The sequence below is a fragment of the Streptosporangium fragile genome (assembly GCF_039534445.1).
GTDB classification, from domain to species: Bacteria; Actinomycetota; Actinomycetes; order Streptosporangiales; family Streptosporangiaceae; genus Streptosporangium; species Streptosporangium fragile.
Map to the genome: position 1 here is coordinate 19,320 of NZ_BAAAVI010000013.1, position 25,533 is coordinate 44,852.

Below are 25,533 nucleotides of genomic sequence, written 5' to 3' on the forward strand. Positions count from 1 at the left end.
TCCGCGGCTCAGGACTCCTGGCCGGCCTTCTTCAGGTTGGCCACCAGTTCCTCCAGGTAGTCGGCGTATCCCTGGTAGCTGAACGGCGCCTCGGCCCGCCACGGATACACGTGCCCGGCCTTGACCGCGAGAAGCTTGGCGAAGGTCGGCTTCTTCATCATCTCCTCCAGCTTCAGCGCCTGGGTCCTGGCGTCGTACAGGATCACGTCGGCGTCGTACTTGTCGGCGTTCTCCCAGCTCAGGCTCTGGAAGAAGCCTCCCTCGTCCACCTTGTCGGGTGTGACGACGTCGAGGCCGCTCTGGGTCAGGTGCACGATGTCCGGGTACTCCGGAGGGTTGACCACCCACATGGTGTCGGGGCCGCCGGACATCATGAGGACTTTCAGGCCGGTCGCGGAGATCTTCTTCAGCTCCTCGGTCGCCGCCTCGAAGCGGGCCTTGGCCGAGCTCACCTCGGGGGCGTTGAGATCCGCGCCCAGCGACTGGGCGAGCTCGGCGTACTTCCCGATCACCTGGGCCGCGCTCTGGCCGGTGAGCATGACTCCGGCGGTGGGCGCCACCTGCTCGATCGTGTCCTTCGACTTGTCCGGGACGTACCAGAGCGTGCCCTTGACGTACATGCTGCTGACCAGGAGCTCGGGCTGCAGCGCGATGTACTGCTCCACGTTGAACTCGTCCCAGACGTTGCCGAGCCCCGTGACCTTGGTGATGTCGACGTTGCCCACCTGGGGGTCCTTCTCGCCGCTCTTCAGCTTGTGCGGGCCGAAGACCGCGACCGGCCGGATCCCGAAATCCCACAGAGCCGCGGCCGAGCCGACCTGGGCGACGACCCGGGTCGGCCGCCGGGGCAGCTCGATCTTCTTGCCGCGGTCGTCGGTGAACGTCCAGGGACCGGCGGGGGCCGCGCTCGTCTGCGCGGCGGTCGCGACGGGTGCGGGAGCCGACTCCCCGCAGGCCGCAAGGGCCAGCAGGGTGCCGACGCCACCGGCCATCGCGAGGAACCCCCTCCTCGATACGGACATTTCCACTCCTAAGGCAAGGCTGTCCTAATAATCGGGCATTAGCTTAGCCTTACCTAAAATTGGTGGTGAGGGAGGGTGCCGGGTCCGGCGGGCGCACCGCTCCGCCCGGCCCCGCGGGCTGCGGAAAGCGCCGGCCCCGCCCGGCCGCGCTAGCCGTGCTCGACGACCGGGGCGGGGCCGGCGCGGTAGACGCCTCCGGATCCCACCTGGGCGGCGTGGACGGCGTCGTCGTCGGCATACAGGCGGAGCTGCACGCCGTCGGGGTCGCGAAAGCCCATCGCGTACCCGCCGGAGGCCCTGATGACCGGGCTGTGCGGGATGCCGAGGTCGTCGAGATGGGCGAGCCAGGCGTCGAGTCCCTCACGGGTCACCTCGAGCGCGAAGGGGTCGGCGTCGGACAGGGCGCGGGCCAGCTCGGGGTTCTCCCGCAGGGCGATCTGGAAACCGGCCCCCGGGACCTTGAAGGCCATGCCCCTGATCACGCCGTCGTCGTCCTCGAAGCTGGTGTGGTGCTCCAGTCCGAAGACCCGCTCGTACCAGGAGCGGCTCCGGGACAGGTCGCTCACCCAGATCTTCAGGTGGTGGACACCGGTCAGTGCGGCCTTCAACGCGCCTCCTCAGGAGTCCGCCGTCGTGGTGACGGACGTGCTGAAACGGTGATTGCAGAACTTCGCCCGCGCGGCCTTCCGGCTGTAGTCGCGCATGGACTCCTCACGGTCGAGCACCTCGAAGCTGTCGAAGCCGAGCGCGGCCGTGCCCGCTCCCCGGGCATCGGCGGGCATCCGGGCGCTGAAGATCACTTTGCCCCGGTTCGGGATCCGGCCGCCGGCGCGGCACCATACGCCGTCGGAGTGCTTCCGGCAGGTGAGGACCGCCACGCGTTTGCCGGCGTCGTCGAACAGCGTCGCCCGCGACGGGCCCTGGGCCCCGGCCGGAAACCGGCCGCCCACCCAGAAGACACCCCAGTAGGGGGCGAAGGAGGGAGTCCAGGTCATGGAGTAGCCGAGGGTGTAGACGATCCGCCCGTCGGCGCGGGACGCGCTCCCGGCCGTGACGTCGATGTCTATCAGCGGCTGCCCCGGGCACTTCCTGGCGGCGGCGACGAGACAGGCGGCCTCGGCGGTCGTGGGTGGGATCAGGGAAGCGGCGATCAGGGCGAGGCTCGCGACGATCCCCAGGACGCGGCGCATCAGACCTCCTGTGTGTCCTGCCCCGAGAACGCCGTCCTTCCCGGCACCTCGGCGTTCGAGATCAGGATAGTGCGCGCAGTAGCACGTAACCGGGCAGATCGGGGGAACTGTGACAGGAAGGCCCGGGTGGGCGGAGAGGAGGGGGTCCGCCGCCCACCCGGAAACGGTCAGACTACCCCGGAATACCTGAGTTTGGCTCGCCTATTGGCCCGCATACCGCGCGGGTGGCGGCGAATCCGGCCGCGGAGTCCCGTCGCGGGCGTCCCGGCCCGCGGCGCGGGCACCCCGAACCCGCGAGAACGGGCCGGTCAGGTCAGCGTTCGCCCGGACCGGGCTGGTGGCCGTCCTCCTCGGGCTCGTCCCGGGGCTCGGCGTACGGCTCGACCTCGGGCGGGTGACCCGCGGCGATCTGGCGCTGGCGGATGAGCTCGGCGTCGAACTCGGCGCCCAGCAGGATGGCCATGTTGGACAGCCAGAGCCAGACGAGGAAGACCACGACCGCGCCGAGCGTGCCGTAGGTCTTGTCGTAGGAGCCGAAGTTGGCCACGTAGACCGCGAAGCCCGCGGAGACGACGACCCAGAGCAGCACGGCGAGCAGGCCACCCGGGCTGATCCAGCGGAACCCCGGCTGGCGGACGTTGGGCGCGGCCCAGTACAGCAGCATCACCAGCCCCGCGGCGACGAGGACCAGGACCGGCCACTTGGCGTAGTTCCACACCGTGACCGCGGTCCGCCCGGCGCCCAGGGCCTCGCCCGCCACCTCGGCGAGCCTCCCGGTGAAGGTGACGGCCACCGCGCCGGCCGCCATCAGCACGACGAACACCAGCGTCAGCCCGATCCGCAGCGGGGTCAGCTTCCACAGCGGGCGTCCTTCGCGGATGTCGTAGATGGCGTTGCCCGCCCGGATGAAGGCCGCGATGTACCCCGACGCCGACCAGAGGGCCACCAGCAGGCCGGTGATCGCCAGGATGCCCCTGGCGTTCCCGCTGCCGCGTAACCGGGTGAGCTGCTCCCGGACCAGCTCGGTCACGTCACCCGGGGCCAGTGCCGCCACCTGGGACAGGATCGTGGAGATCACGTCCTGACCGACCAGGCCGAGCACGGACACCAGCACGATCAGCCCGGGAAAGATCGACAACACCGCGTAGTAGGTCAGAGCGGCGGCCCAGTCGGGCAGACCGTCCCGCTGGAACTCGGTGACCGTCCGCCTGAGCACTCCCCACCACGCCCGCCGGGACAGCGCCGAGGGGGACTCGGGGGCGGCGGACCGCCCCCGTAGACCGGAGACGGCACCGCCGGTGGCGTGCGGCATCTACTTCCTCTTGCCTCGCCGCAGGAGCCGGAACAGGATCAGGACCAGCGCGGCGACGAGCGCCGTCGTCACGGCGGGGCGCTTGCCGGCCTCGGTGGTGACCTTCTGCGCGGCGTCCCTGAGCTCGACGGGGGTCCTCTCCTTGACCCGGCCCACGACCTCGGGGGCGGCCCCCCGCATCCTTCCGACGACCTCGGGTGCCGCCCCCTTGACCCGCTCCATCACCTCGGTGGCGGTGGTGGCGGTGGCCGTCCTCATCCTGCGCAGGTCGTCGCCCACATGGGCGGCGGTCTCCTGGACGCGGCCCTTCACGTCGGTTTTGTGCACCAATGCCTCCACGGTGTCGCCCAGTTCGCGGCGGGCCTCCTCGATGTCCCGCCGCACGGATTCCTTGTCGTCTTCCCGGCCGGCCGCGCCGGTGGTCGTGCCGACCGCGCTGTCACCGGTGTCGGCGTACGGGGCGGCGGCCCCGGAAACCTCGGCCGGGGCGCCGGCCGCGCCGGCCGCGCCGCCCGGGAGCCGGGGCGTGCCGTCACGCTCGGACGGCGGGACGCCGAGCTCCTCGGCCGTCTCCACAGGCGTGCCGATCGGCTGGTTGGGCGGGATGTTCAGCGACTCCCGCTCGTCCGGCGTCACGGGTTCTCCGACCGCCTTGCGGTGGGCCCCGGTGGTCCCGGCGGTGGGCGTGGAGTCGGGCCGTCCCGGATCGGTCTCGGTCATCGGTGCGCCCTCTCTCTCACGGCGTCGATGTCGTCCCTGACGCTCTCGATGGTCCGCTCGGGTGTCGGCGGCGCGGCCTCGGCGACGTGTCGCCTGCCGAGGAGCCCGAGCACGGCCGCCACGATCGACAGCACCGCGCCCACGACCGCCGCGGCCGCCCACGCGGGCATGACCTGGGCGAGGAGCAGGATCACTGCGGCGACGAAAGAGCCCGCCCCGAGCAGGGCGACGACGCCCGCCCCGCCGAACAGCCCGGCACCGCGTCCCGCGTGTCTTCCCTTCTCCGCGAGCTCCAGTCTGGCCAGGCGGAGTTCGTCCCTGACGAGGCGCGAGACCTGCTCCGACAGCTGCCGGATCAGCTCCGCCGTCGACAGTGACTCCTTGGTGGTGGTCATGGCATGCCTCCTCCCTCCTGGGGAAGGCGTCTACCCCCTCCGGCAGCGGCAAACATCCGTCCGGCGGCGATGATCAGGGCCGGTGGGCTCCCGCCCGGGCGCCGGGCGAACCCGAGAAGACGGGCGGGCCGGAGAAAGCGGGCGGGCCGGAGAAGACGGGCGGGCCGGAGAAAGCGGGCGGGGGCCGGGTCTCCCGTCCGGCCCCCGCCCGCCGGCTGGACGCGCAGCCGGCCCCCGCTCACCGGCTGAGCGCGCACACGGTCGCCACGCGGCGGTGCCCCGGCTCGGGCGCGCGGCCGGTCCCCGCGGGAACGGGCACCGGACGAGCGTCGGACGAGCAGCTGACGAGCACCGCCGGAACGAGACCCTCATCCCGCGGCGAGCCCTACCGTAGAGCGCGGGCGCCGGGCGGCGCATCGCCCACCCGGGTGATTCATCGGCGACTACGGCGGTACATGCCCCTCCGGCATACGACTTCCGCGGTATACACGGTCACCCGGCCGTCCGATGAGCGGGGCGCCTTCCCTGGCTAGCATGCGCGCATGCACGTACGAGCGGCGGCGCTGGCGCGGCGGATGAGCGAGATCGACCCCCGTGCCGTCGACACGGTGTTCGCCCTCGTGATCACCGGCTTGATGCTCACCTGGGCGGCGACCGACCACAGCGGTCCGTGGCGGCGGCCGGACACGGTGGCGGTCACGCTGACCTGCCTGGCCAACCTGCCGATCGCACTGCGGACCCGGGCCCCCTTCACCGTGCTCGGCGTGTGCTCCGTCGCGACGATCTGTCATCACGCGCTGGGCTACCAGGCCGACCTGAACAACACCTCCACGCTGCTCGCCCTCTACACCGTCGCCGCCCGGCGCCCGCCCCGGGTCGCGCTGGCCGGGACGGTGATCACGATGGCGACCTGGGGGTGGGCCTCGTTCCTGGCCGCGAGCGGCCTGGAGGTGCTGAACGGCGCGCAGAGCGTGCTGATCGTCACGGCGGCCTGGGCGTTCGGCACCCGCACCCGCAGGCTCGCCGAGCGCAACGGGCAACTGGCGGAACTGACCGCGCGGCTCCGGCTGGAGCAGGAGGAGCGGGCCAGGCGGGCGGTCTCCGAGGAGCGGGTGCGCATCGCCAGGGAACTGCACGACGTCGTCGCCCACCACATGTCGGTGATCTCGGTACAGGCGGGCCTGGCCCGTTACGTGTTCGGCAGCGACCCCGGCACCGCCAGGGCGGCGCTGTCCACGGTCGCCGACACCAGCCACGAGGCGCTGGAGGAGATGCGGCGGCTGCTGGCGCTGCTCCGGGTGGACCCCGGCACCGACGGGAACGGCGGCGACAACGGCGTCTACGACCCGACCCCCGGCCTGGCACAGCTCGGGCAGCTCGTCGAACGGGTCCGCGTCGCCGGGGTGCCGGTGGACGTGGAGGTGACCGGGAGCGTCCGGAGGCTCAACCCGGGGATCGAGCTGTGCGCGTACCGGGTGGTCCAGGAGAGCCTGACCAACGTGATCAAGCATGCGTTTCCGGCCAGGGCGAAGGTGCGGCTGAACTACGGCGGTGACGAGCTGGTCGTGACGGTCACCGACGACGGCTCCCCGTCCCCCACCGCGGCGGGCGGCGGAGGCCACGGCTTGCTCGGGATGCGCGAACGGGTCAGGCTCTACCGGGGCACGGTGCTCGCGGGCCCGCTGCCCGGGGGCGGCTTCGAGGTCACCGCGACGCTGCCGCTGTCGTCGCCGAACGATGAGCGAGGAGACGGATGACCAGGGTTCTCGTCGTGGACGACCAGGTGCTGGTCCGGGCCGGGTTCGCCGCGCTGATCAGGGCGACCCCGGATCTGGAGGTGGCGGGCGAGGCGTCCGACGGGGAGGAGGCGGTCGCGCTGGCGGCGGCGTCCCGCCCGGACGTGATCCTGATGGATGTGCGGATGCCCGGGCTGAACGGCATCGCCGCGACCGAGCGCATCCTCGCCGCCGCCGGGCACGCCCCGCCCAGGGTCCTGGTGCTGACCACGTTCGACCTGGACGAGTACGTCTACGACGCGCTGCGGGCCGGCGCCTGGGGCTTCCTGCTCAAGGACACGCCGCCGGAACGGCTGATCGCGGCGATCCGCACGATCGCGGCGGGCGACATGCTGTTCGCGCCGACCGTGACCCGGCGGCTGATCGAGGCGTACACCAGCGGGCGGGACACCGCCCTCGCCTCGGACGCCGGGCTGGACACGCTCACCGCCCGTGAGCTGGAGGTGCTGCGCATGGTCGGCCGGGCGCTGTCCAATCGGGAGATCGCCGACGGGCTGTGCGTGAGCGAGGCGACGGTGAAGACGCACCTCAACCGGGCCATGACCAAGCTGGGCCTGTCCAGCCGCGCCCAGGCCGTCGCCCTGGCCTACGAGACCGGCCTCGTCCACCCCCGCCGTGGCCACGAGTGACCCGCCGGCCGAGGCGGGAGCGACATGTGGTCGATTGATGAAAAGGTAGGGATACGCGGGAGTTCAAGCGTCTTGCGATACTTCACGTGAAGAATAAGCACGATCAGAAAGGCGGCGCGCTCGAGATGGCACAGATCGTCGGCGGCGGTAGCCCGGTCAACGACGCCGAGCGACGGGTCATCGCGCATCTGCGGGACAACGCCCCGGATGACTGGCTGCTGCTGCACAACATCGAGGTGCCGCGCGGCGACGACACCTTCGAGGTGGACGTGATCGTGCTGACCGGCCACTCGCTCTGCATCATCGACGTCAAGGGCACGCGGGGCCGGATCGAGGTCGCCGGGACGCGCTGGTTCCCCGCGCGGCGGGAGGCGTTCGGCTCCCCGGTGACCAAGCTGCGCGGCAACGGGCGCGCGCTCAAAGGCCTGCTCATGCAGCGCCGCCGCGAACTGGAGCGCGTCTACGTCGACAGCGTCGTCGTGCTGACCGGCCAGGACGCGGAGCTGGTCGATCCGGCCGGCCGGGACTCGCGGCACGTCACCGACCTGGCCGGGCTGGTCCGCACGCTGAGCGACGTCTCCCGCGTCAGGCGCGGCTACACCACCGACACCGCACCGTACGGCACCGCGATCATCGAGGCGCTGAACGGCAGCGTGCGGCGCTCCACGGCGCCGCCGCGGTTCGGCAACTGGGAGGTCGAGGAACAGCTCGGCGGGGACACCCGGGTCACCGAGTACCGCGCGATCAACGCGACGGTCCCGGAGAGCGAGACGGTCCTGTTGCGCGTCTACCGGGCCGACCCGCTGGCCCAGGAAGGGCCGCGGGCGGCCGAGCGGCGACTGATCACCAACGCCTACCAGGCCCTGACCAGGATCCCGCCGCACCCGTGTGTGGTGCGGGCGCGCGACTTCTTCGCCATCGACGACGAGAGCCGGTTCGTGCTCGTCCTCGACGACGTGCACGGGCAGGCGCTGCACCTGCATCTGACCGCCTCCCGGCGGACGCTCTCCACCGACGCCAGGCTGGACGTGGTGGAGGACATGCTGCTGGGCCTGTCCCACGTCCACGCCAACAACGTGATCCACCGGGCGCTGAGCCCCGCGTGCGTGCTCGTCGCCGAGAACGGCCGGGCGATGCTCACCGGGTTCGACTACGCCAAGCCGGGCCCCCGCGCGCACACCGTGGCGGGTGAGCTGCCCAACGTCCTCGACACGCATTACGCGGCCCCGGAGTTCCTGGCGATGTCCGAGCGGATGACGGCCGCGTCCGACGTGTACGCGGCCGGGGTGATCGCCTTCCAGCTGCTGACGGGCGAGCTGCCGCCGGCCGGCCCGGACGCCGAACCCCCCGCGGGCGATGCGCCCGCGGAGGTCATGGACGTGCTCCGCCGCATGCGCGACCACGCCCCGCACAAACGCCCCACCGCCGGCGAGGCCCTGGTCGACCTGCGGCGGGCGCGCCGGCGGCACCCGGTCGCCCCCCACCCGGTACACGCCGACGTGCCGGACCGCCCCCGGGCGGGCGAGCCCGCGCGCGAGAGCGGCGCACCCGAGCGGGAGGCGCTGCTCGACAAGATAAAGATGAGGTTCCGCCGGATGTCCGGGCGCTGACCGGGAAGGCGGCCCGGACCCGCGGCGGAGCGGCGGGTAACCCGCGGAAGGGACCCCGGCAGATGGCCGTCCCCCGGGTCCCGGGCCCCTGGGGCGCCGGCGCGCGACGGCCACGTCGCGCTCGTCGAAAAGTCATGGCGACCGGGAGAATCGGCCGGGCGGCCCTCCCGGGTGCCGGCGATCGCTGGCGCGGGGCCGGACGGTGGCTGATGATAGGCGCATGGCCAGACACGTTCGCACGGGAATCGGCGCCGGAGTGACGGCCGCGGCGGTGATCGGGCTGGGCGTCTACTTCATGATGGTCGGGCCGGACAAGGCCGACAAGATCGCCAGCTCGATCGGTGTCCTCGTCGCCGTGGTCGCGCTGGCGGTGACGGTGTACGGGCTGACGGCGCCCTCCCCCGCGGGCCGTCGGGTATCGCAGCGGGCCACGGCGTCCGATCGCGGCCGGATCCACCAGATCGGCGGTTCCACGGGCATCGGCGAAGGCACCGCGGTGGACGGGGCGGTCACCCAGCGGGCGACCGCGGCCGGAGACGGGGCGGTCACCCAGGTCGGCGGCGACCAGGCTCCCTCCTCGGCGCCGCCGCCGTGACCACCCGACGCGACCGCGGCACGGGCGGCACGTCCCAGGACGCCACCGCCTCCGGACAGGGCCGGATCACCCAGATCGCCGGGGACCAGACCGTCCACCACCATCACTACCCGGGCGGCGGCTCTGTGGCGATGGCGCGGGCGGTGCTCGACTCCGTCGGGGAGATCCGGGCGTCCCCGCGGACCGCGGGCCCAGACGTGCTGGAACGCCTGCTGTCCGACCTGGAGGCCGTGCACCGGGACTACCTGGTGATGTTCGAGACGCTCCTCGAGCGCACGCCGGACGCCTGGGAGGAGGGCACCCCGCACTACACCGAGAGTGTGCGGGAGGTCGCCGCTCTCCTGCGCAGGCTCCGCCTCGAGTACGAGCCGGTGCGGGTGCGGGTCCACGCGGCCGCGAAGGCCTACGGCGACGCCCTGACGGCAGTGCCGCAGCGTACGTTCATCGGCGCCGTGCTGGCGTACTTCCCGACCGGCGAACTGCGCGGCGACGAGGCCGACGGCCGCTGGCGGACCTCCGGCACCACCGTGCTCGACCACCTCTACCGTTCGCTCGACGGCGAGCTCGGCCAGGAGCTGGGCGCCCTCATCCGGAGCACGCTGGCGTTCCACCGGCAACGCTGGTCGGAGGTCTGCGACTCCTACGCGGCGCTCCAGATCGGGCAGGCATGAGCGGCGGATCGTTCACCGACCCGTTCGGTGCCGTCTACTTCACCGAGGCGCTCCGCGCGGCAGAGACCCTCGTGACCGCCCCGGCCATCGACGAGCTGCCCGGCTACGACATCGTCCGGCGGATCACCGGACCCCACGCGGAAGTGCTGGTGGGACGCCGCCCGGACGGAGTGCTCCAGGCGCTCAAGGGGTTCGGGCGGCGGGCGCCGGTGAGCGCGCGGGCCTGGACCACCCACATCGACGAGGCCCTGCGCCTGATCCGGTTCGGGTACGGCGGCCTCCTGCCGATCGAGGAGCGCCTGAGCCTGATCAGCGGAACCCGTCTGGGTTATCTGTGCCTGCCGTACTGCCAGGGCGGCAGCCTGAGGAACCGGCTGGAGGCCGGGGACACCGGCGTGGCGGAACTGGCCTACCACGGGATGGCCCTGGTGTGCGCGCTCCGCAAACTCCACGACCACGGAGTCGTCCACGGCGACGTCAAGCCGGAGAACGTGCTCTTCGCGCACTGGGGCGACGAGATCACCGGTGAGGCGGTCACTTGGCGCACGCTGCTGGCGGACCTGGAGACGCTCGCTCCGGCGGGAGCGGCGACCAGCTGGCGGATGACCCCTGAGTACGCGGCCCCGGAGCAGCTCGGCGGCGCTCCCGCCGATCCCGCCATGGACATCTGGGCGTGGGGCGCGACCCTGCGTGACGGGCTCGGCCCCGCCGTGCCGCGCGAGTGGGCGTGGCTGGCCGGCCTGGTCGGGCGGGCGTTGTCGGACGAGCCGGCCGGACGACCCACCGCCGCGGAGATCATCGACGTCTACGGCCGGTACGTGGGGTTCGGCGATCGGGAGCGGCCGCGGCTCGGCGGCACGGCGGGGACGGCCGTCGTGTGGTACCCGATGGAGTCCGCGCCGTCGGAGATGGCGGAGTCCCTGGCGGCGGTGCGGCACGACGCGGTCCACCTGCGGGTGTCCTTCGGGTGGGCCGCCTGGCTGCCGGAGTGCGCGCGGCTGTACGAGGTCGGCTCCGTCCCGGCGCTCAGGCGCATCGAGGAGCTGTGCACCCGGGTCCTCGGCGAACCGGGGCGGCCCGGATCCCTGTGGCGGGCGTTCCACGACCTTCCCGGCGATAACGTCCTGCCCGTCGGATCCGGGAAGCAGGCGGATCGGCCGGGCGAGGCGCGGCCTATCGCTCGGGTGATCCCCCGCGGCACCGCGCTGACCTTCGTGCGGCACCTGGTGGTGGCACTGGTGGAGCTCGTCGAGGCGACCGGGGCTGAGGCCGACGTCGTCCGCCTCCGTGAGGTGACCGAGGCGTGGGAGGCCGTCGGCGAGTTCGCCGAGGAGGCCGACACCGCGATTCTCGCTCAGGCGTGGCTGAGCCTCGACGATCCGGAACGTGCGCTGCCGTATGTGCGGCACTCCTACGCCGCCGATCCCGACGACCCGTCGGCGCGCGCGGCGATGCACCTGTTCTACGTCGTGAGCGGCGATGACGAGCTGGCGGCGAAGGTCGCGCTGCAGACCGACACCGAGGACATGGCCATGAACTTCCGGTGGCTCGCCATGGCCGCGGTGGACCTCGTCGAAGCGGACGACTCCCGGCTCCTCGACCAGGTCCTGGATCTGCTCTCCCAGGCGGGATTGGACGTCGGCGACCTGCTCCGGTGCGTGCTCGACGGACGGCGCGGGCCGGTCCGGCCCGACGCCGCGTGGGTGGCGCTGCGCGAGCACTTCACGGCCGTCAGCGGCACGACCTCGGTGCAGAAGCTCAGGTACCTGGTCGAGGCGGCCTACCAGCGCGGTGAGATCGAGTACGCGATGCGCCGGGCCCGGGCCGTCCGCGCAAAACCGGTGATCCGCAGGCCGGTCAACCATCGGGACCGGGCCGCGGTGGAGGCCGTCGCCCTCGGCCGGGATCCGGCGGACCGCGGTCTGACGGCGCGGCTGAACAACCGGGCGGAGTTGTGGTCGGCCGACGGGCGGCCCGACGACCCGCTGATCGGGCTCTGTCTCGTCGCGGCGGAGCGCTGGGCGGGCTCCGCTCCCGTCGGGATCTCGGCGGACGTGCCGGAGCTGATTGAGCACAGCCGCGCACTGGCCGGCTCGGACGCCGCTGCGCTGCTCCGCGGTACCCGGCACTGTGCCGTGTGCCGTGACTCCTTCAGGGTCGAGGGCCTGTCCGTCTGCGGCGCCTGCCATCGCCTTTTCTGCGCGGGCTGCGTCCGCCACCCCACGTTCTACCTGCGGTGCCTCTGCGGCGGCGACCTCGCCCATCCGCCCGGCCCGCACCTCCGCAAGACGGTGCGGGCCTAGGTGGGGTGCCGCCGGAATACGGCTGGAACGGGCCGCGTCCACCGGAAGCCCCGGGTCGGGCGGTAGGGGCGAGAGCCGAGGCTTCGGCTGTGGATGGCCGTGCCCGGCGTGGGGCCGGATGTCCACCCTCCTCACGGTATGCGGCCTCGCACCTGGCAGGGGTGCCCTGTCGGTACACCTTTCACCGATGCCTTCTTCGCCCGCCTGACCGGCGCTTTTATGGATAGGTGACCAGCATGCCCACCCCGCTGGGACGCATCTGCGATGCGTACCTGCAGGTGGCGCCCGGACGGCCGGAGAGCGGTCTGCCCGATCCGTGCCAGTGCCGAGCGGGTGTGGGCTGCTGAAAGCAACAGGTGCCGGACAACACGCTCAAGGAGTGAACGATATGCGTGGTGTAGTGCTGCACGCCCCCGGCGACGTCCGGGTGGAGGAGGTCGCCGACCCGAAGATCACCGCCCCGACGGATGCGATCATCCGGCTGTCGGCGGCCTGTGTCTGCGGCTCGGACCTGTGGCCTTTCCGCGGGGTGGACTCCGTCGACCGGCCGATACCGATGGGGCACGAGTACGTCGGGATCGTCGAGGAGGTCGGTAGCGAGGTCAAGAACGTCAGGCCCGGCCAGTTCGTCGTCGGCTCGTTCGTCGCCTCCGACGGCACCTGCGAGATCTGCCGCTCCGGCTACCCCTCCTCCTGCGTCCACCGCGTGTTCATGAACGAGGTCGGCACCCAGGCGGAACGGGCCCTGATCCCGCACGCCGACGGCACGCTCGTGGCCACCCCGGGCATGCCCGACGCGGAGCTGATCCCCAGCCTCCTGGCCGCCTCCGACGTGCTGGGCACCGGCTGGTTCGGCGCGGTGGCCGCGCAGGCCGGCCCCGGCAAGACGGTCGCGGTCGTCGGCGACGGCGCGGTCGGCCTGCTGGCGGTGCTGGCCGCCAAGCAGCTCGGCGCCGAGCGGATCATCGCCATGAGCCGCCACAGGACGCGCCAGAAGCTCGCGCTGGAGTTCGGCGCCACCGACATCGTCACCGAGCGCGGAGACGACGGCGTGGCCCAGGTCAAGGACCTGACCGGCGGCGTGGGCGCCCACTCGGTCGTCGAGGCGGTCGGCACCCAGGAGTCGATGCATCAGGCCATCCGCTCCGCCCGCCCCGGTGGCCACGTCGGCTTCGTGGGCGTCAACCACGACGTCGCGCTCAGCGGCGAAGAGCTCTTCTTCGCCCAGGTCAGTCTGCTCGGCGGCCCGGCCCCGGTGCGCCGGTTCCTGCCCGAGCTGATCGGGTTGATCTGGGACCGGAGGATCGACCCCGGCAAGGTCTTCGACCTCACGCTGCCGCTGGAGCAGGCCGCCGAGGCCTACCGGGCCATGGACGAGCGCCGCGCCGTCAAGGCCCTGCTGCGCGTTTGACCCCACCCGGTGGCTGCCTGTCCGGCGACCCGCTCCGCCGGCCAGGCAGCCACCAACCTCAAGGCTTGATGAACCCCATGCCGGAAGCCCGCGCATGGCGGCCGAGCCCAGGGGGTTTCACGCCGTCCCGGACGCCGGCCACGTGGACCTGTGGGGAGCAGGGCAGCTCAGCGGCGCTCGAACGGGTTGAACCCCCACGGGTCGTGACGGGGCTCGCCACGCTCGCGCAGCTCGATCGGCATTCGGGGAGGATCGGTACAGAAATTGGCGGCAGAGGCTGCTACCTGCGGTGTTCCCGGCATCAGACCCGACCGGCGCACCCGCCGGGTATCCCCGGCGGGTGCCCGCTGCGCCTGAGATGCCGAAACGGCAGCGCCTCCTGCCCTATCGTGCGGCGCCCGGTGTCACCACACCGTTGTCCCGGCCTTGCTCATGAATCCTCAGTCGCAGACGGTGACCGATCGCTCTCGCCGTCGCCCGGGAAGGGCAGCGGCGCTGGTCAGCACGTGCTCGCGCCGTCGAACGTCCGCGGGCCGCGGGGGATCTTGTGCTTGATCTGCTTGCGGGGGTCCACGGTGTGGCAGGCGCCATCCGCGCCGTGCGCCCAGACAATCTTCAGCCTGAGTCTCTTGGAGCAGTCGTTGCGGGCGTAGCCGGTCTTGGTGACGTTGCCGACCTTGTGCCAGACGGCGACACAACTCGGCGCGTTGCCCATGGCTTGAGCGGACCCGGCCTGTGCCGGGGCGGCTGACAGTGTCAGTCCAACCGCGCCCAGTATCGCCAGCACCGTTGTTCTGGCCTTGCGCATCAGTCCTCCTCATTGGCGGGTTAGGAGAATACGAACTTTCTCCGATTTTGAGTGGGAATCGATTCCGCACTTAATTCGCAAGAATCGTACAAGCGTCACAAGCGGCGCTTGTTGCCTGTCAGTGCACAGTTCTTGTCACGGAGCGCAATTCGACAAGGAAGGACGCGCTGCTCCTCCGGTACGCCGACCCGCGCGAGGAAGTCGTCCCACGCGGCCGGCGGGTCGGCGTCCTCGGACAGGTCGACTCCGGGCGGGCCGGGGCGGACGTAGCCCAGTACGTCGCGCCAGAAGGACGACAGCGCCCGCGGGTCGTCGAGCCGAGGGCCTCCGGCGACGGCGGCTCGGCCGGTGTTTGCTTCCGGAGTTCCCGCCGCGGCTGACAGCGGCGCACTACCTCCGCCGGATCGGCCCCGCGGAAGGAAGACCACGACCGTACCGGCAATCGGCCGAGCTCGGCCGGGACGCGCCGATCATCGCGGCGCGGAAGGGAGACTCCCGCTCGGCTGTCCGGGCGCCCATGAGGTGAGGATGAGCAGCGCATCGTGCGACGGGGAACCGGGCTCGGCGGTGAGGACCATGAGGCGCTGTTCCGAGCCGTCGGGACTGCTCCACGTGTCGCAATCGAGGGTGAGGTCGCCGACCAGCCGATGCCGGTAGCGCTTGGTGCCATAGGCGGCGTTGTTGACGCGATGCTCCGCCCACCAGGTTCGGAAGTCGGCGTCCCGCACGGACAGCTCGCCGACGAGCCGAGCGAGCTGGGGGTCGTCGGGATCGGCCGCGGACTCCATGCGCAGGGCGGCGACGGCGTCGCGGGCGTCGTGCTCCCACTCCAGGTGCATGCCCCGGATGATCGGGTCGGTGAACAGCAGGTACAGGTAGTTGCGCCGGTCCGCGGGGAGCTGCGAGAAGTCGGTGTACAAGGCGGCGGCGCCCGCGTTCCATTCCAGGATGTCCAGCCGTTTGCCCAGAACGATGGCGGGGGTACCGGTGAGCTGATCGAGCAGGCGCCGCATGGCGGGGCGCACGCGTTGCGCGGGCCGACGCCTCCGAGGCCGCGCGTCGGCCTTGTCGGCCAGTTGATACAAGTACCGCTGCTGGTCGTCGTTGAGACGCAGTGCCTGAGCCAGCGTGGCGAGCACCGACGCGGAGGCTCGGACACGACCCTGCTCCAGCCGCGTGTAATAGTCGACGCTGATCGCGGCGAGCTGGGCGACCTCCTCGCGGCGAAGCCCCGCGACCTTGCGGCGAGAGTCCTGCTCGGGCAGGCCGAGGTCCTGCGGGGCCAGTTGTGCCCGGCGAGCCTTGAGGAAGGCGCCGAGTTCGCCGGGGCCGGACATGGTGCTCATGTCCTCCATTGTCGGGCTTGAAGTGGTGAGGGGGAGGGGGCAGGTTTTTTCCTAGGCAGGAACTCGCCGCTTTTGCCTCCCCAGGACTGCGACGACTGTGGACACGTGCCCGGCACCGTGCCGGGCCGGCTGACCACTGGACGGAGAGTCCCATGACGAAGATCGACGTCACCTTCCACAGCGCCGGCATCCCGCTCGCCGGCCATCTCCACCTTCCCGACACCCCGGCCGAGGAGCCGCGTCCGGCGATCGTCGTTGGCCACCCCGGCACCGGTGTGAAGGAACAGACCGCCGGCCTCTACGCCCGACACCTGGCCGAAAGGGGGTTCGTCACGCTCGCCTACGACGCGGCCTACCAGGGCGAGAGCGGCGGCGAACCTCGCGGCCTGGAGGACCCCGCGCAGCGCGTCGAGGATCTCAAGGCCGCCGTCTCCTTCCTCACCAGCCGGGGCGACGTCGATCCGGACCGCATCGGCGTGCTCGGCATCTGCGCCTCCGGCGGCTACGCCCTCTCGGCCACCGCAGGCGACCGCCGCGTCAAGGCCCTCGCCACCGTCAGCGCCGTCGACGTCGCCCGCCAGTTCCGCCTGGGGGCCGACGGCGCCCAGGACCCGGCCGTGTTCCTCGGCATGCTGGACGCCGCGGCCCACGCCCGCACCGTTGAGGCCCGGGGCGAGGAACCGCCGGTGTTGACTCTCTTTCCCGACACCGTCGAGCAGGCCTGTGCGCTGGGTGGAGAGCACGGTGCCGAGGGCTTCGAGTACTACCGCACCGAACGTGCCCGGCATCCCCGCTCGGCGGGCTTCCTCACATGGAACAGCATCGACAAGATGGCGGCCTTCGACGCCTTCGCGCCGATCCCGCTGATCGGGCGCCGGCCGCTGCTTATGATCGTCGGCACCCGCGCCGTTACGTCATGGATGAGCGTCGAAGCCTTCCAGCGCGCCACCGGCCCCAAGGAGATCCACTGGATCGACGGTGCCAGTCACGTTGACCTCTATGACAGGAAGCAGTACGTGGACCTCGCCGTCGAAAGGATCGCCGGGTTCTTCGGCGAGAACCTGGCCCGGGTGGCCCAGGGCTGTGACCATAAATGATCATCGGGCGAGCGTTTCAAGCTGCGAATGCGAGGGGTCGCCCGCCCCGGCAGCCGACCTCCCTCGACTCGCTCGGCCAAGATCGCGATTGTGGGTTTCCGGCCCACCTTGGCTGCCCCCTTTCCGGCTCCCGGTCACCAGTGGCTTGCAGTGGGCCGGTGACGGCGTGCGCGCCTCCGGCCTGACCCCGGGGTCAGGTGCTCACCCCGTAGCAGCACGAGACAGCCAAGGCGCTCATGGCCAGCCATCACCCGGGCATCGGCGAGCGGTTGGTGGATGCGGTGACCGTCCCGGTGTTCCGAGGTTTCGCCCGGCAGCATGCCGCGCACCTCCACTGATCAAATCGCCCCTGCCCCAGTCGAGGCCTCGACGGGGCAGGGGCGATTCCGCATTCCGGGCACACCGTTTCCGGACGCACCGCGGAGTCGCACGAAGGAACGACACGGCCGCCGGATCACACTCGGACCACTGATCGGCAGACAGTCCTCGCTCACTCGCCCGAGGTCAGATCCAGCGGACGCGTAGCCGCTTGAACCGGTGCGGCCAGGCGGTCACGAGGTCCGCTCAACCACCCACCGACCGGGGAGGGGTCGACGTGGTCCCCCTTATTCGTAGTAGCCCGGCCGCGACACGCCCAGCCACGCGCGCATCGCCGCGACCTGGTGATTGGCCTTCTCCGCGTCGATGAGCTCAGACCGGGCGCTCGGTGAACCTTCTCTGGTCACGCTTCGGCGCTCTCTCCACTTCCGGAGATTTCAACCCTGGTGGGCTGCACGTCCGGAGCCTCCAAGGCACCCCAGCCACCGGCACAGTTTCGCTGCCACGCGCCGGCCGGGAGCGTTCATTCCGTAGGTGTGCCCACCCGTAGCCGGTTGCCGTCAGGATCACGCAGCTCGATCTCGCGCGCCCACGGAGCGTCCTTCACCTGGATACCGAACTCGTCCGCGACGGCGTCGACATCACGGACGCGGAGGTAGACCAACGTATCCGGGCGGGCGTCGCCTTTGTGCTCCGACAAGAACAACCTCACCCGGCCACGGGCTACCTCGACGAACGCGGGAAGTCCCGGTTCGAAGCGATGCTCCCACTGCTGGGTGAAGCCCAGACGGTCGTACCACGCGACCGCCACAGCGGCATCCTTGACGTGAAGAATCGGGATGACTTCCTCGTCCATGCGGCCCATCCTCTCAGAGCACCCGACAGGGCAAACGTTGCCTGATCCGGAGGACTTCCGGCGCCACCACCGCGCCCAGGGGCAGGACTTCGAACCACTCCAGCCACAGCCTTGAGATCACGATCCACCGAGCTGCGATGGCGTTGGCGCCCCACGCTGACGCCCCGATCTTGGATAGGAAGTATGTGTGGAGATCACCGAGCGCAGCCTTACCACCCCTTACGAAGGGATCATGATCACGCCCGGGGGCGGCGGAGACGTCGGTGTCCTTGTTCTGGCCGGCTCCAGCGGGCGCATCGAGATCGAGCGGTCGCGCCTGCTGGCCCGGCGGGGTGCCGTCGCGTTGTCGATCCGCTGGTTCGGTGGCCCCGGACAACCGGGGGGAATCTGCGAGATCCCGCTGGAGACCTTCAGCACCGCCGTGGGCCTGCTTCTGAATGCCGGGGTGCGGCGCGTCGGCGTTGTCGGGGTCTCCAAAGGTGCCGAGGCCGCGCTGCTCATTGCCGGGCTCGACCCCCGTATCGATGCGGTGGTCGCGCTGTCGCCCACCTCGCTCGTCTGGGCGAACATCGGGCCGGGCGTCGATGGACGCACTCACCCGTACCGGTCCTCGTGGACCTGGCGGGGAGAGCCGGTGCCGTTCGTTCCCTATGACGACACCTGGGCTCCGGCAGAGCCGGAAGGTTCCCCGGTGGCCTACCGCACGCTCTATGAACGCAGCCGTACGAGATTCACCGGAACGGCAGAAGCCGCGGCGATTCCCGTCGAGCAAGCGACCGGCGACCTCTTGCTCGTGGCGGGCGCGGATGACCGGATGTGGCCGTCGCTTTCCTTCGCCGAAGAACTGGCCGCCCGCCGCTCGGCGATGGGTCGTCCGGTTCGTATCGTCAGCAGTTCGGATGCGGGCCACCGCCCTCGTCTGCCTGGAGAGTCACCTGCTCCGGCGTCGACACGCTATCTGTATGGGGGATCACCAGGCGCGGACGCCGCCTTGGGAGCGGCGGCGTGGCCCCATATCCTCCAGGCACTTCAGGTGATGCCGTGATTTCCGTACGCGGATGCAGTCTGCAGGTCGGACTCAGGACGGTGGCGGGGTGCAGGCCAGGCCGAGCATGGCCGGGGCCAGGGCGTCGGGGTCGGGCGGGGGCGGCAAGGTGGCGGGCTGGGGCGCGGTGAAGGCTTGGATCGTGTAGGCGATCAGGCGGGCTGAGCTGTCGGGGGCGGTGATGACGCCGGCGTTGGCCATGAGCAGGATGACCATGTTCTGGTCGGCGAAGTGGGGGCGCAGCCGGCCGGTGGCTTTGGCGCGGTCGATAAGCTCAAGGAGCTCAGGTGGTGGCTCGGATCCCCTCCAACGATTTCGAGCATGCGATCTTAGCGCGAGATCGGCCTTTACTGTCGGCGCATCAGTAGGCGGCCCTGGCGGTACCGCTCCTCCGCGTGAGGTTCGCGCAGCACCCGGCCGACTTCGACGAAGTCGGCGGCGCGTGCCAGCGCGGCCAGTTCGTCGATCGGCCACCGATATGCCCGCGTCACCTTGTGGTCGAAGGGCGTCACCGGCCCTCCTTCGGACTCGAAGAAGCCGAGCAGGAGATGGCCGCCCGGGGCCAGAACTCGGCGGAACTCCCTGAAGTACGCCGGCAGCTCCTGCGGGGGCGTATGGATGACGGAGTACCAGGACACGATGCCCCGCAGCCCTCCATCGGCCAGGTCCAGGGCGTCCATCGAACCGACCTCGAAGCGCAGGTCCGGATACGCCTCACGGGCAAGATCGATCATCACCGCCGACAGGTCGAGGCCGAAAATGTCCAGTCCCAGCTTCTGCAGGTACGCCGTCACATGTCCAGGGCCGCATCCGAGCTCGGCGACCGGCCCACCACCGGCGGTCCGCACGACCTCGGCGAACACGCCCAGCGCCGCACGATCCAGCGGCTGGTCCTTGAGCGCGCCTTGGGTGAGGTCGGCGTAAAGAGCGGCGACGGCGTCGTAGGCATTCGCTGCGGCAGTGAGATAGGAGGGGTGTTCGGCCATGACGGGCCACCCTACCCGATTCGCCTCAAGATCCTCCGCTGCGAGGACAGCACCCTCGTGGTCCGGCGCCGCGCACAGCACCCCGGGAAAGATCCGTCATCGTGCGTCGCGTATCCCGAGAATGTATGTCGCGGTAAGCGCAACGGCACGGTCCTCGTCATGTGACAGATCTGCGAGGGCTCGTGACGCCGTGGTTCCCGGGATATCCGCGAGCGCCTGTGTCAGCCGTCGACGTGCGGACGATTCGACGCTGCCGTGGGTGAGGCGATCGACAAGCCCGGTAGCGATCCGATCCACCAACGCGGGACGACTCGCTAGCGCGCTCAGGGCATCGGCCGCATCGACGTCGTTCGTCCCCTCGACGATCATGTCGATGAGCGTCGGGATCGCGTCGGCCACTCCACGTGCCCCGAGTGCCGGAGCCGCATACCTGCGGACCGCGATGTCGGGGTCCGCGAGGGCGTCCTGCAGCAGTGTGGTCGCCGCACCGCCCGGAATCTCGGCGATGGACTGGACGGCACGTCTGCGCACCTCGGCTACCGGTGAGCCGAGGCCCTCCGCCAGCAGCGCCAAGCCGTCATCGCCCGATTGCGCCAAAGCCCAGCGAAGGGCTCCGGCGACGTTCGGGTCCGTTTCGCTCAGCGCTGCCTCGACCAGTGCTTCCACTGGCACCGCAACCTCTTCGGCTGCGGACAAGGCCGCGCGCTGGCGCTTGCCGGCGCTCTTTGACCCCAACGCCTGCAGCAGTGCGACGACCTGGAGGACATCCTCCCAGTCGGCGGGTTCCACGGCGTCGATCCGACGCAGTCGCGTGAGCAACTCCGTCTCAGCCGCAATGCGTTCTCGCGTCTGGCGGATGAGGTTGTCGACGAGCTCCGAGGGCGTGAAGTCGGGGTCATCGAGCGCGCGCCCGACGTCACGCAGCGACAGCCCCAAGGACCGCAGGCTCTCGATATGGAAGATCCGCCGCACGTCCTCGCCGGAGTACTCCCGATAGCCCGCGCCGCTACGACCCGTTGGCCGCACCAGGCCAAGTGCGTCGTAATGCCTGAGCATGCGGGCGCTGACCCCGGACCGCCGTGCCACATCACCGATCAACACTGCCTATCGCTCCTCCTTGCCGGTGCTGCCGAGGGCTATGACGCGCTTGGCCTCCTCGATCGCGAACTCGAATCCGGCATCCGGGTCGCGCAACAGTCGTTCCGTGGCGATCGCGTGCGCGCGCACGCGCGGGTCGAGGTCCGTCCTCGCAGCGCGCAGCGTGGGCACAATCACCTCACCGAGCGCGACCAGCGCCCGGCTGAGGCTCAGCCGCATCTCACGTCCGCCGCGCCCGAGCTGTCTCGACAACGCCGCGGCCAACTCGGGCTCTTCGCCTTCGGGCACGAGCACGACCGCTGCCCGCCAGGCGCTCCGCGCCACCTCGTCGTCGGCGTCGGACAGAAGCGCCCGTGTGATCGCCGGCCACGCTTGCCGATCCCCGATCTTGGACAGCGTGTGCAGCGCCTGGCTTCGCGCCTGCGCGCGCTTCGAGCGGAGCTCCTTGAGAAGCTCCGGAACCGTCACGGATGCCGGGTGGCGGGTGAGCGCCCACGTCAGCATATCGCGCACATAGAATTCGGGTTCGGTCGCGCATCGTTCGATGAGCTTGTCGATGAACCGCGGGTCAGGGGTCGTACCGATCGCCATCGCCGCCCGCAGCCGCACTGACGAGCGGCTGTCCTCCAGCTCCCGGAAAGCTCGCATCGTATCCGTGTCCTGTCTCTGCATGGTCATCGGGACCACCTCCTTGGCAGCAGTGAAGACCTTGTCACTGTGTCAAGGTCAAGCGGAATCGACAGCCGCGAGATCACCAGGCACCCTGGCCCCGCTCGGGTCCGCGTCACCGAGCTGACGCCTGCCGCTCGCCGCTGTGCCGGGGCATGCTGGAGTCATGACTGATGATCAGCTGGCCGTCGCCGTCCGCGCGTTGATCAACCGCTACGACCCCGAAGGTCTGCTGGGCATGGGGGCCCCTGACGACGAGTACGACCCCGAAGTCGGTGATCTCGTCGCTCTCGTATGCGGCAGAGAAGAGATCACCGCTGACGCTGTCGGCTCCGTCTGGAACCGATGGTTCAACGACGTCTCCGACTGGTGTACCCGGCGACCTGAGCAGGTTCGTGAGGTCGCGGCCGCGCTGGAGAACCTGCGGGGCCGACGACAACGCTCAGATCTCGCCTGCTAGCAGGTGCTTTGCCGGAAGGTGTCACGGCCGACGGCGGCGGCCACGCCGATCGGATACTCCCCGGCCGGACGCCCGCTGGTGGCCCGGGCGTGGCCCCACGGCCGTCGTGGCGTTCATGACCCCGTTCCTTCCTGATCGCGAAGGTGCTGGGCGAGTTCGGGGAGGTCGTCGGCATCGATCGTCCGGCATTCGTGACCGGGAGAAGCGCATCGGAAGTCAGTGATCTGTTCCGGTCCATGGGCTGTGGAATGCCGGTGGCTGTCGCGTTGATCCGCGTAACGCCCGGAACTGTTCCGGAGGTTTTCCCGGTGGCTCGAACGCAACGCCATGTTTCCGGTGCTCGGGCCTGGCGGCCCTGCGTACCGGCGGAGTGAATGCGAGCCGGGCATGGCAACCGGTCAGTGCGGTCTCCCGGGCGAAGCGGCAGAGTCGGTGGTCGTCACCACCAGTAGGTGGGGTAGCGCGCCGTCACCCTGCTGCGTCCGATGAGCATGCCGATGATCACCAGGACGACGGTTGCGGTGACGAGTATCGGCAGGAACGGCACCATGGGCTGCTGCTGGGCGACCACGACCGTCGCGGTGGCGGCGGCGGGTGAGTGCGGCGTGCGCGTCAGGGCCGTGACCCCGAGGGCCAGGCCGCCGGCGACGGCGGCGGCCCAGATGGAAGAGCCGGCGACGGCCAGTACGGCGAATCCGGTGAGCGCCGCCAGCAGCTGACCGCCGATCACGCTTCGCGGCTGCGACAGTGGCAGGGTCGGCGCGCCGAAGACCAGGGCGGCGCTGGCGACAAGCGGGGGCATCAGCCAGACCTGGTCCAGCACGGTGCCGAACGCGACCAGGGCGACCAGGGCGATCGTTGAGCCGGCGGTGAAGACGGCGATGGCCGCCATCTTCGGCCGGGCGGGCGCGCGGCTCCTGAGGCGCTTCCGGGCGTCCGTCGCGGTGGTCTCGTCGGACGTCTCGGCTTTCCCACTCGTCGGTGAGACGGAGGCCGCCTTCTCATCGTCCTTGTCGGAGACATCCGAGTACGCCGCGTAGGCGGTCCGCCAGGGTCGCGACGGCTCCACCCGGGTCTCCAGATCCGGTGTGGCCTCGATGGGCCCCCTCATGCGCACCCCCTTTCCCAGCGAGATCTCCTTCCTGTCCCCGATGGCCTGCGAATCGAGCCGCGCGGTCTCCAGACCCCCTCCCGGTCCGGACGCGTACGGCAGGAACGGCGTCGTCCACCTGCGCATCCGGTCGGCCGGGAAGAAGTTGCGAACCCCCATGGAAACCCTCCTGCGATCTCAGCATCGTGGCAAAAATCGCAGAACTCACTTGTGCCTCACTTGCAGGTCAGCGGAAACGCTTGACCACAGGGCGAACGTCGCCTGATACGGCACTGGCGGTAACTTGTTGGATCAAGGTGGAAGGTGGAGGTGCAGGCCGTGGCCTGCGCCAGGCCAAGGCCGAATGGTCCGACGGAGACGATCACGAGCGGCCGTTGGCCGACCGCGGGCGCAAGGACGCCCCCGCCGCCGGCCGCTGGCTGGCCGGATCGGGCATCGCACCCGACCTGGCCCTGTGCTCGACGGCCGCCCGCTGCCGGGAGACGTGGAAGCTCGCGGTCGGCGAACTGCCCCGGCGGCCCCGCACCGTCTATGACGAGCGGCTGTATGAGGCCTCCCTCGGAGAACTCCTCGCCCTTGTCAACGAGGTGGGCGAGGAGGTGGGCGATCTGGTGATCGTGGGCCATAACCCCGGCGTCCACGCCCTGGCCGACGCGCTCGCCGGTGAGGCCGAGGGCGATCTGTTGTCCCGGATGAACCGTTCCGGGTTCCCCACCGCCGCGATTGCGGTCCTCGCCTTCACCGGCTCCTGGAAAAGTGTGGAGCATGGCGTCGCCCGCCTGGTCGCCTTCTGGGCCCCGCACGCTCACTGAGGTGAACTCGTGATGTGGCAGGCCCGGGCCGGCCGGAGGCGGGCATGGGGGAGCCGCACCCGCCGGTCGGCGGGTGCGGGCGGGCCCGTACGGACCTCACCTGCCGGCGGGGCTACCGGTGGGTGTGGCCGACGCGGAAGCGGCTCAGGAGCCGGCGGGCCTTCTGCTGGGTGCGCGGGTCACGGGCCATCGCCTTGGCCTTCTCGACGTTCCTGCGGCCCTGCGGGGTCCTGAAATAGTTGCGAATGCGGTCGATCAGGGATGCCATGGTGTCCTCCGTCCCTCGGAAAAGGACGACTACCCACGAAACGCCACATCAATCGGTTCAGGAGTCGACGAAGTCGTCGGGGACCATCACCCGCAGGCCGTTCGGGACGGTGCGGATGGTGATGGGGGTCATCAGGCGGACCTCGCCGTCGACGTCGGCGGCCATCGGGGGGTCGGTCTCCAGGCGCATCTCCCGGCCCATGACGAACGGGCCGCCCGCGAGGCTGCGCCAGCGGCCGGTGGTGGCCCGGATCATGGTCTCCACCAGCAGGCGCAGGCGCTTGCCCGAACCGAGCTGGTAGGCCACCAGGAGGCCGTTGTCGATGCTGATGTCCTTGGCCACCTGCCAGCCGCCGTGGAAGCGTCCGTTGGCGATGTTGAGCTGGTGGGTGAGGAGCTCGTGGCGGCGGCCGTCCACGGTGAGGAAGGCGCGGAACGGCCGGTGGCTCGGGAGGATCGTCAGGGCGGTGAGCGGGTAGGCCGCGCGGCCCAGGATGCGCTTCACCCAATGCCTGACCCTGCCCGCCACCTCCACGGAGACCCCGAAGCTGGCCAGGTTGGCGAACTCGCGGTCGCCGGCGACGCCCAGGTCGACGTCGGCGACCTTCCCGGTGCGGAACACCCTGATCGCGCCGGCCAGGTCGAGCGGGATGCCGAGGCTGCGGACGAAGTTGTTGGTGGTGCCCAGGGGCAGCACGCCGAGGGCGACGTCGCGGTGGGCGACGTGCTTGACCGCGGCGCTGAGCGTGCCGTCGCCGCCGCCCACGACGAGCAGGTCGGGCCCGGCCGCCAGCGCCTCTTCGAGGGTGGCGCGCAGGCGCCTGGGGTCGACCACGGGGAAGATCCGGATCGGGTCGAACCCCTCCGCCCTGAGCAGGCGGGCCACCTCGGAGTAGCGGCGCCGGCCGCGGCGCGAGCGCGTGTTGACGACCACGCAGACCTTTCCCCCGGTCTTGATGACCTCGGTGTGCTCGGCCTTGCTTCGAAGCTCTCCCACGCTGCCCCT

The 25,533-nt window shown here is 70.8% G+C and carries 27 protein-coding genes; 11 read left to right on the forward strand and 16 right to left on the reverse strand.

Going from position 1 to position 25,533, the window contains the following annotated elements; genetic code table 11:
• Positions 1–8 precede the first annotated feature (8 nt).
• From ABD841_RS10985 to ABD841_RS11010, 6 genes are all read right to left on the reverse strand, one after another.
• A complete protein-coding gene (locus tag ABD841_RS10985) occupies positions 9–1,022 on the reverse strand; it encodes an ABC transporter substrate-binding protein (RefSeq protein WP_344970316.1) in 1,014 nt (337 codons plus the stop codon).
• 149 nt (positions 1,023–1,171) lie between these two features.
• On the reverse strand, positions 1,172–1,630 hold the full coding sequence (locus tag ABD841_RS10990) for a VOC family protein (protein WP_344970317.1): 459 nt from the start codon (positions 1,628–1,630) through the stop codon (positions 1,172–1,174).
• 9 nt (positions 1,631–1,639) lie between these two features.
• Positions 1,640–2,212, reverse strand: a complete 573-nt coding sequence (locus tag ABD841_RS10995; protein ID WP_344970319.1) for a hypothetical protein — start codon at positions 2,210–2,212, stop codon at positions 1,640–1,642.
• Positions 2,213–2,525: 313 nt separating this feature from the next.
• On the reverse strand, positions 2,526–3,524 hold the full coding sequence (locus ABD841_RS11000; RefSeq protein ID WP_344970321.1) for a YihY/virulence factor BrkB family protein: 999 nt from the start codon (positions 3,522–3,524) through the stop codon (positions 2,526–2,528).
• Positions 3,525–4,244: a DUF3618 domain-containing protein gene (locus ABD841_RS11005; RefSeq protein ID WP_344970322.1), complete on the reverse strand. Its 720-nt coding sequence runs from the start codon at positions 4,242–4,244 to the stop codon at positions 3,525–3,527.
• Entirely contained in the window at positions 4,241–4,639 is a 399-nt protein-coding gene (locus tag ABD841_RS11010) for a phage holin family protein (RefSeq protein ID WP_344970324.1), read from the reverse strand. Before ABD841_RS11010 ends, ABD841_RS11005 begins: the two co-directional genes overlap by 4 nt.
• A 542-nt stretch (positions 4,640–5,181) precedes the next feature.
• On the opposite strand from ABD841_RS11010, the gene ABD841_RS11015 reads away from it, so the two are divergent.
• The 7 genes from ABD841_RS11015 to ABD841_RS11045 all read left to right on the forward strand — a co-directional run bounded on the left by ABD841_RS11015 (position 5,182) and on the right by ABD841_RS11045 (position 13,654).
• On the forward strand, positions 5,182–6,396 hold the full coding sequence (locus ABD841_RS11015; protein WP_344970326.1) for a sensor histidine kinase: 1,215 nt from the start codon (positions 5,182–5,184) through the stop codon (positions 6,394–6,396).
• On the forward strand, positions 6,393–7,064 hold the full coding sequence (locus ABD841_RS11020) for a response regulator (protein ID WP_344970328.1): 672 nt from the start codon (positions 6,393–6,395) through the stop codon (positions 7,062–7,064). Before ABD841_RS11015 ends, ABD841_RS11020 begins: the two co-directional genes overlap by 4 nt.
• Before the next feature lie 125 nt (positions 7,065–7,189).
• The gene (gene mads6, locus ABD841_RS11025) at positions 7,190–8,674 is read left to right on the forward strand and encodes a methylation-associated defense system protein kinase MAD6 (RefSeq protein ID WP_344970329.1); all 1,485 of its coding nucleotides are present in this window, start codon (positions 7,190–7,192) and stop codon (positions 8,672–8,674) included.
• A gap of 220 nt (positions 8,675–8,894) precedes the next feature.
• Complete coding sequence (locus ABD841_RS11030) at positions 8,895–9,269, forward strand: hypothetical protein (RefSeq protein ID WP_344970331.1); 375 nt, start codon at positions 8,895–8,897, stop codon at positions 9,267–9,269.
• Entirely contained in the window at positions 9,266–9,940 is a 675-nt protein-coding gene (locus tag ABD841_RS11035; protein WP_344970333.1) for a hypothetical protein, read from the forward strand. Before ABD841_RS11030 ends, ABD841_RS11035 begins: the two co-directional genes overlap by 4 nt.
• Positions 9,937–12,243, forward strand: coding sequence for a protein kinase domain-containing protein (locus tag ABD841_RS11040; RefSeq protein ID WP_344970334.1), 2,307 nt, complete (start codon positions 9,937–9,939; stop codon positions 12,241–12,243). The genes ABD841_RS11035 and ABD841_RS11040 overlap by 4 nt, the downstream gene beginning before the upstream one ends.
• Positions 12,244–12,631: 388 nt before the next feature.
• Entirely contained in the window at positions 12,632–13,654 is a 1,023-nt protein-coding gene (locus ABD841_RS11045) for a zinc-dependent alcohol dehydrogenase family protein (protein ID WP_344970336.1), read from the forward strand.
• A gap of 499 nt (positions 13,655–14,153) precedes the next feature.
• On the opposite strand, the gene ABD841_RS11050 is transcribed toward ABD841_RS11045, so the two are convergent.
• Both ABD841_RS11050 and ABD841_RS11055 read right to left on the reverse strand, forming a co-directional pair.
• Entirely contained in the window at positions 14,154–14,369 is a 216-nt protein-coding gene (locus ABD841_RS11050) for a hypothetical protein (protein ID WP_344970337.1), read from the reverse strand.
• Between the two features lie 563 nt (positions 14,370–14,932).
• Positions 14,933–15,808 carry a helix-turn-helix domain-containing protein gene (locus tag ABD841_RS11055; RefSeq protein WP_344970339.1) on the reverse strand — a complete coding sequence of 292 codons (876 nt, stop codon included), beginning with the start codon at positions 15,806–15,808 and terminating at the stop codon, positions 14,933–14,935.
• 152 nt (positions 15,809–15,960) lie between these two features.
• On the opposite strand from ABD841_RS11055, the gene ABD841_RS11060 reads away from it, so the two are divergent.
• On the forward strand, positions 15,961–16,905 hold the full coding sequence (locus ABD841_RS11060; protein ID WP_344970340.1) for an alpha/beta hydrolase: 945 nt from the start codon (positions 15,961–15,963) through the stop codon (positions 16,903–16,905).
• Between the two features lie 841 nt (positions 16,906–17,746).
• Here the strand turns inward: ABD841_RS11060 and ABD841_RS11065 are convergent.
• The gene (locus ABD841_RS11065) at positions 17,747–18,079 is read right to left on the reverse strand and encodes a glyoxalase superfamily protein (RefSeq protein WP_344970342.1); all 333 of its coding nucleotides are present in this window, start codon (positions 18,077–18,079) and stop codon (positions 17,747–17,749) included.
• A 187-nt stretch (positions 18,080–18,266) separates the two neighbouring features.
• Here ABD841_RS11065 and ABD841_RS11070 point away from each other — a divergent pair, with 187 nt between their 5' ends.
• A complete protein-coding gene (locus tag ABD841_RS11070) occupies positions 18,267–19,124 on the forward strand; it encodes an acyl-CoA thioester hydrolase/BAAT C-terminal domain-containing protein (protein ID WP_344970343.1) in 858 nt (285 codons plus the stop codon).
• A 33-nt stretch (positions 19,125–19,157) separates the two neighbouring features.
• On the opposite strand, the gene ABD841_RS11075 is transcribed toward ABD841_RS11070, so the two are convergent.
• From ABD841_RS11075 to ABD841_RS11090, 4 genes are all read right to left on the reverse strand, one after another.
• Positions 19,158–19,340: a hypothetical protein gene (locus ABD841_RS11075; protein ID WP_344970345.1), complete on the reverse strand. Its 183-nt coding sequence runs from the start codon at positions 19,338–19,340 to the stop codon at positions 19,158–19,160.
• Between the two features lie 131 nt (positions 19,341–19,471).
• Positions 19,472–20,110 carry a class I SAM-dependent methyltransferase gene (locus ABD841_RS11080; protein ID WP_344970346.1) on the reverse strand — a complete coding sequence of 213 codons (639 nt, stop codon included), beginning with the start codon at positions 20,108–20,110 and terminating at the stop codon, positions 19,472–19,474.
• A gap of 96 nt (positions 20,111–20,206) precedes the next feature.
• Entirely contained in the window at positions 20,207–21,211 is a 1,005-nt protein-coding gene (locus ABD841_RS11085; protein ID WP_344970347.1) for a HEAT repeat domain-containing protein, read from the reverse strand.
• Positions 21,212–21,214: 3 nt separating this feature from the next.
• Entirely contained in the window at positions 21,215–21,886 is a 672-nt protein-coding gene (locus tag ABD841_RS11090; RefSeq protein ID WP_425581973.1) for a HEAT repeat domain-containing protein, read from the reverse strand.
• Positions 21,887–22,043: 157 nt separating this feature from the next.
• Between ABD841_RS11090 and ABD841_RS11095 the strand changes: the two genes are divergently transcribed.
• The gene (locus ABD841_RS11095) at positions 22,044–22,337 is read left to right on the forward strand and encodes a hypothetical protein (RefSeq protein WP_344970349.1); all 294 of its coding nucleotides are present in this window, start codon (positions 22,044–22,046) and stop codon (positions 22,335–22,337) included.
• A 439-nt stretch (positions 22,338–22,776) separates the two neighbouring features.
• Here the strand turns inward: ABD841_RS11095 and ABD841_RS11100 are convergent, their stop codons facing one another.
• A complete protein-coding gene (locus ABD841_RS11100; RefSeq protein ID WP_344970351.1) occupies positions 22,777–23,607 on the reverse strand; it encodes an HPP family protein in 831 nt (276 codons plus the stop codon).
• 137 nt (positions 23,608–23,744) lie between these two features.
• On the opposite strand from ABD841_RS11100, the gene ABD841_RS11105 reads away from it, so the two are divergent.
• Positions 23,745–24,260, forward strand: a complete 516-nt coding sequence (locus ABD841_RS11105) for a SixA phosphatase family protein (RefSeq protein WP_344970352.1) — start codon at positions 23,745–23,747, stop codon at positions 24,258–24,260.
• A gap of 112 nt (positions 24,261–24,372) precedes the next feature.
• Here the strand turns inward: ABD841_RS11105 and ABD841_RS11110 are convergent, their stop codons facing one another.
• Together ABD841_RS11110 and ABD841_RS11115 are read right to left on the reverse strand one after the other, a co-directional pair.
• Positions 24,373–24,528 (reverse strand): hypothetical protein, encoded by a 156-nt coding sequence (locus ABD841_RS11110; protein ID WP_344970354.1) that lies wholly within the window; start codon positions 24,526–24,528, stop codon positions 24,373–24,375.
• A gap of 57 nt (positions 24,529–24,585) precedes the next feature.
• Positions 24,586–25,524: a diacylglycerol/lipid kinase family protein gene (locus ABD841_RS11115; RefSeq protein WP_344970356.1), complete on the reverse strand. Its 939-nt coding sequence runs from the start codon at positions 25,522–25,524 to the stop codon at positions 24,586–24,588.
• Positions 25,525–25,533: the final 9 nt, after the last annotated feature.

Coding starts and splice junctions, on each gene's coding strand:
- ABD841_RS11045 (WP_344970336.1), top strand. CDS start 12,632: ATGCGTGGTGTAGTGCTGCACGCCCCCGGCGACGTCCGGGTGGAGGAG.
- ABD841_RS11000 (WP_344970321.1), bottom strand. CDS start 3,524: ATGCCGCACGCCACCGGCGGTGCCGTCTCCGGTCTACGGGGGCGGTCC.
- ABD841_RS10995 (WP_344970319.1), bottom strand. CDS start 2,212: ATGCGCCGCGTCCTGGGGATCGTCGCGAGCCTCGCCCTGATCGCCGCT.
- ABD841_RS10985 (WP_344970316.1), bottom strand. CDS start 1,022: ATGTCCGTATCGAGGAGGGGGTTCCTCGCGATGGCCGGTGGCGTCGGC.
- ABD841_RS11055 (WP_344970339.1), bottom strand. CDS start 15,808: ATGAGCACCATGTCCGGCCCCGGCGAACTCGGCGCCTTCCTCAAGGCT.
- ABD841_RS11015 (WP_344970326.1), top strand. CDS start 5,182: ATGCACGTACGAGCGGCGGCGCTGGCGCGGCGGATGAGCGAGATCGAC.
- ABD841_RS11065 (WP_344970342.1), bottom strand. CDS start 18,079: ATGGACGAGGAAGTCATCCCGATTCTTCACGTCAAGGATGCCGCTGTG.
- ABD841_RS11030 (WP_344970331.1), top strand. CDS start 8,895: ATGGCCAGACACGTTCGCACGGGAATCGGCGCCGGAGTGACGGCCGCG.
- ABD841_RS11020 (WP_344970328.1), top strand. CDS start 6,393: ATGACCAGGGTTCTCGTCGTGGACGACCAGGTGCTGGTCCGGGCCGGG.
- ABD841_RS11040 (WP_344970334.1), top strand. CDS start 9,937: ATGAGCGGCGGATCGTTCACCGACCCGTTCGGTGCCGTCTACTTCACC.
- ABD841_RS11060 (WP_344970340.1), top strand. CDS start 15,961: ATGACGAAGATCGACGTCACCTTCCACAGCGCCGGCATCCCGCTCGCC.
- ABD841_RS11050 (WP_344970337.1), bottom strand. CDS start 14,369: ATGGGCAACGCGCCGAGTTGTGTCGCCGTCTGGCACAAGGTCGGCAAC.
- ABD841_RS11095 (WP_344970349.1), top strand. CDS start 22,044: ATGACTGATGATCAGCTGGCCGTCGCCGTCCGCGCGTTGATCAACCGC.
- ABD841_RS11100 (WP_344970351.1), bottom strand. CDS start 23,607: ATGGGGGTTCGCAACTTCTTCCCGGCCGACCGGATGCGCAGGTGGACG.
- ABD841_RS11090 (WP_425581973.1), bottom strand. CDS start 21,886: ATGACCATGCAGAGACAGGACACGGATACGATGCGAGCTTTCCGGGAG.
- ABD841_RS11110 (WP_344970354.1), bottom strand. CDS start 24,528: ATGGCATCCCTGATCGACCGCATTCGCAACTATTTCAGGACCCCGCAG.
- mads6 (WP_344970329.1), top strand. CDS start 7,190: ATGGCACAGATCGTCGGCGGCGGTAGCCCGGTCAACGACGCCGAGCGA.
- ABD841_RS11080 (WP_344970346.1), bottom strand. CDS start 20,110: ATGGCCGAACACCCCTCCTATCTCACTGCCGCAGCGAATGCCTACGAC.
- ABD841_RS11075 (WP_344970345.1), bottom strand. CDS start 19,340: ATGGTCATCCTGCTCATGGCCAACGCCGGCGTCATCACCGCCCCCGAC.
- ABD841_RS11010 (WP_344970324.1), bottom strand. CDS start 4,639: ATGACCACCACCAAGGAGTCACTGTCGACGGCGGAGCTGATCCGGCAG.
- ABD841_RS11005 (WP_344970322.1), bottom strand. CDS start 4,244: ATGACCGAGACCGATCCGGGACGGCCCGACTCCACGCCCACCGCCGGG.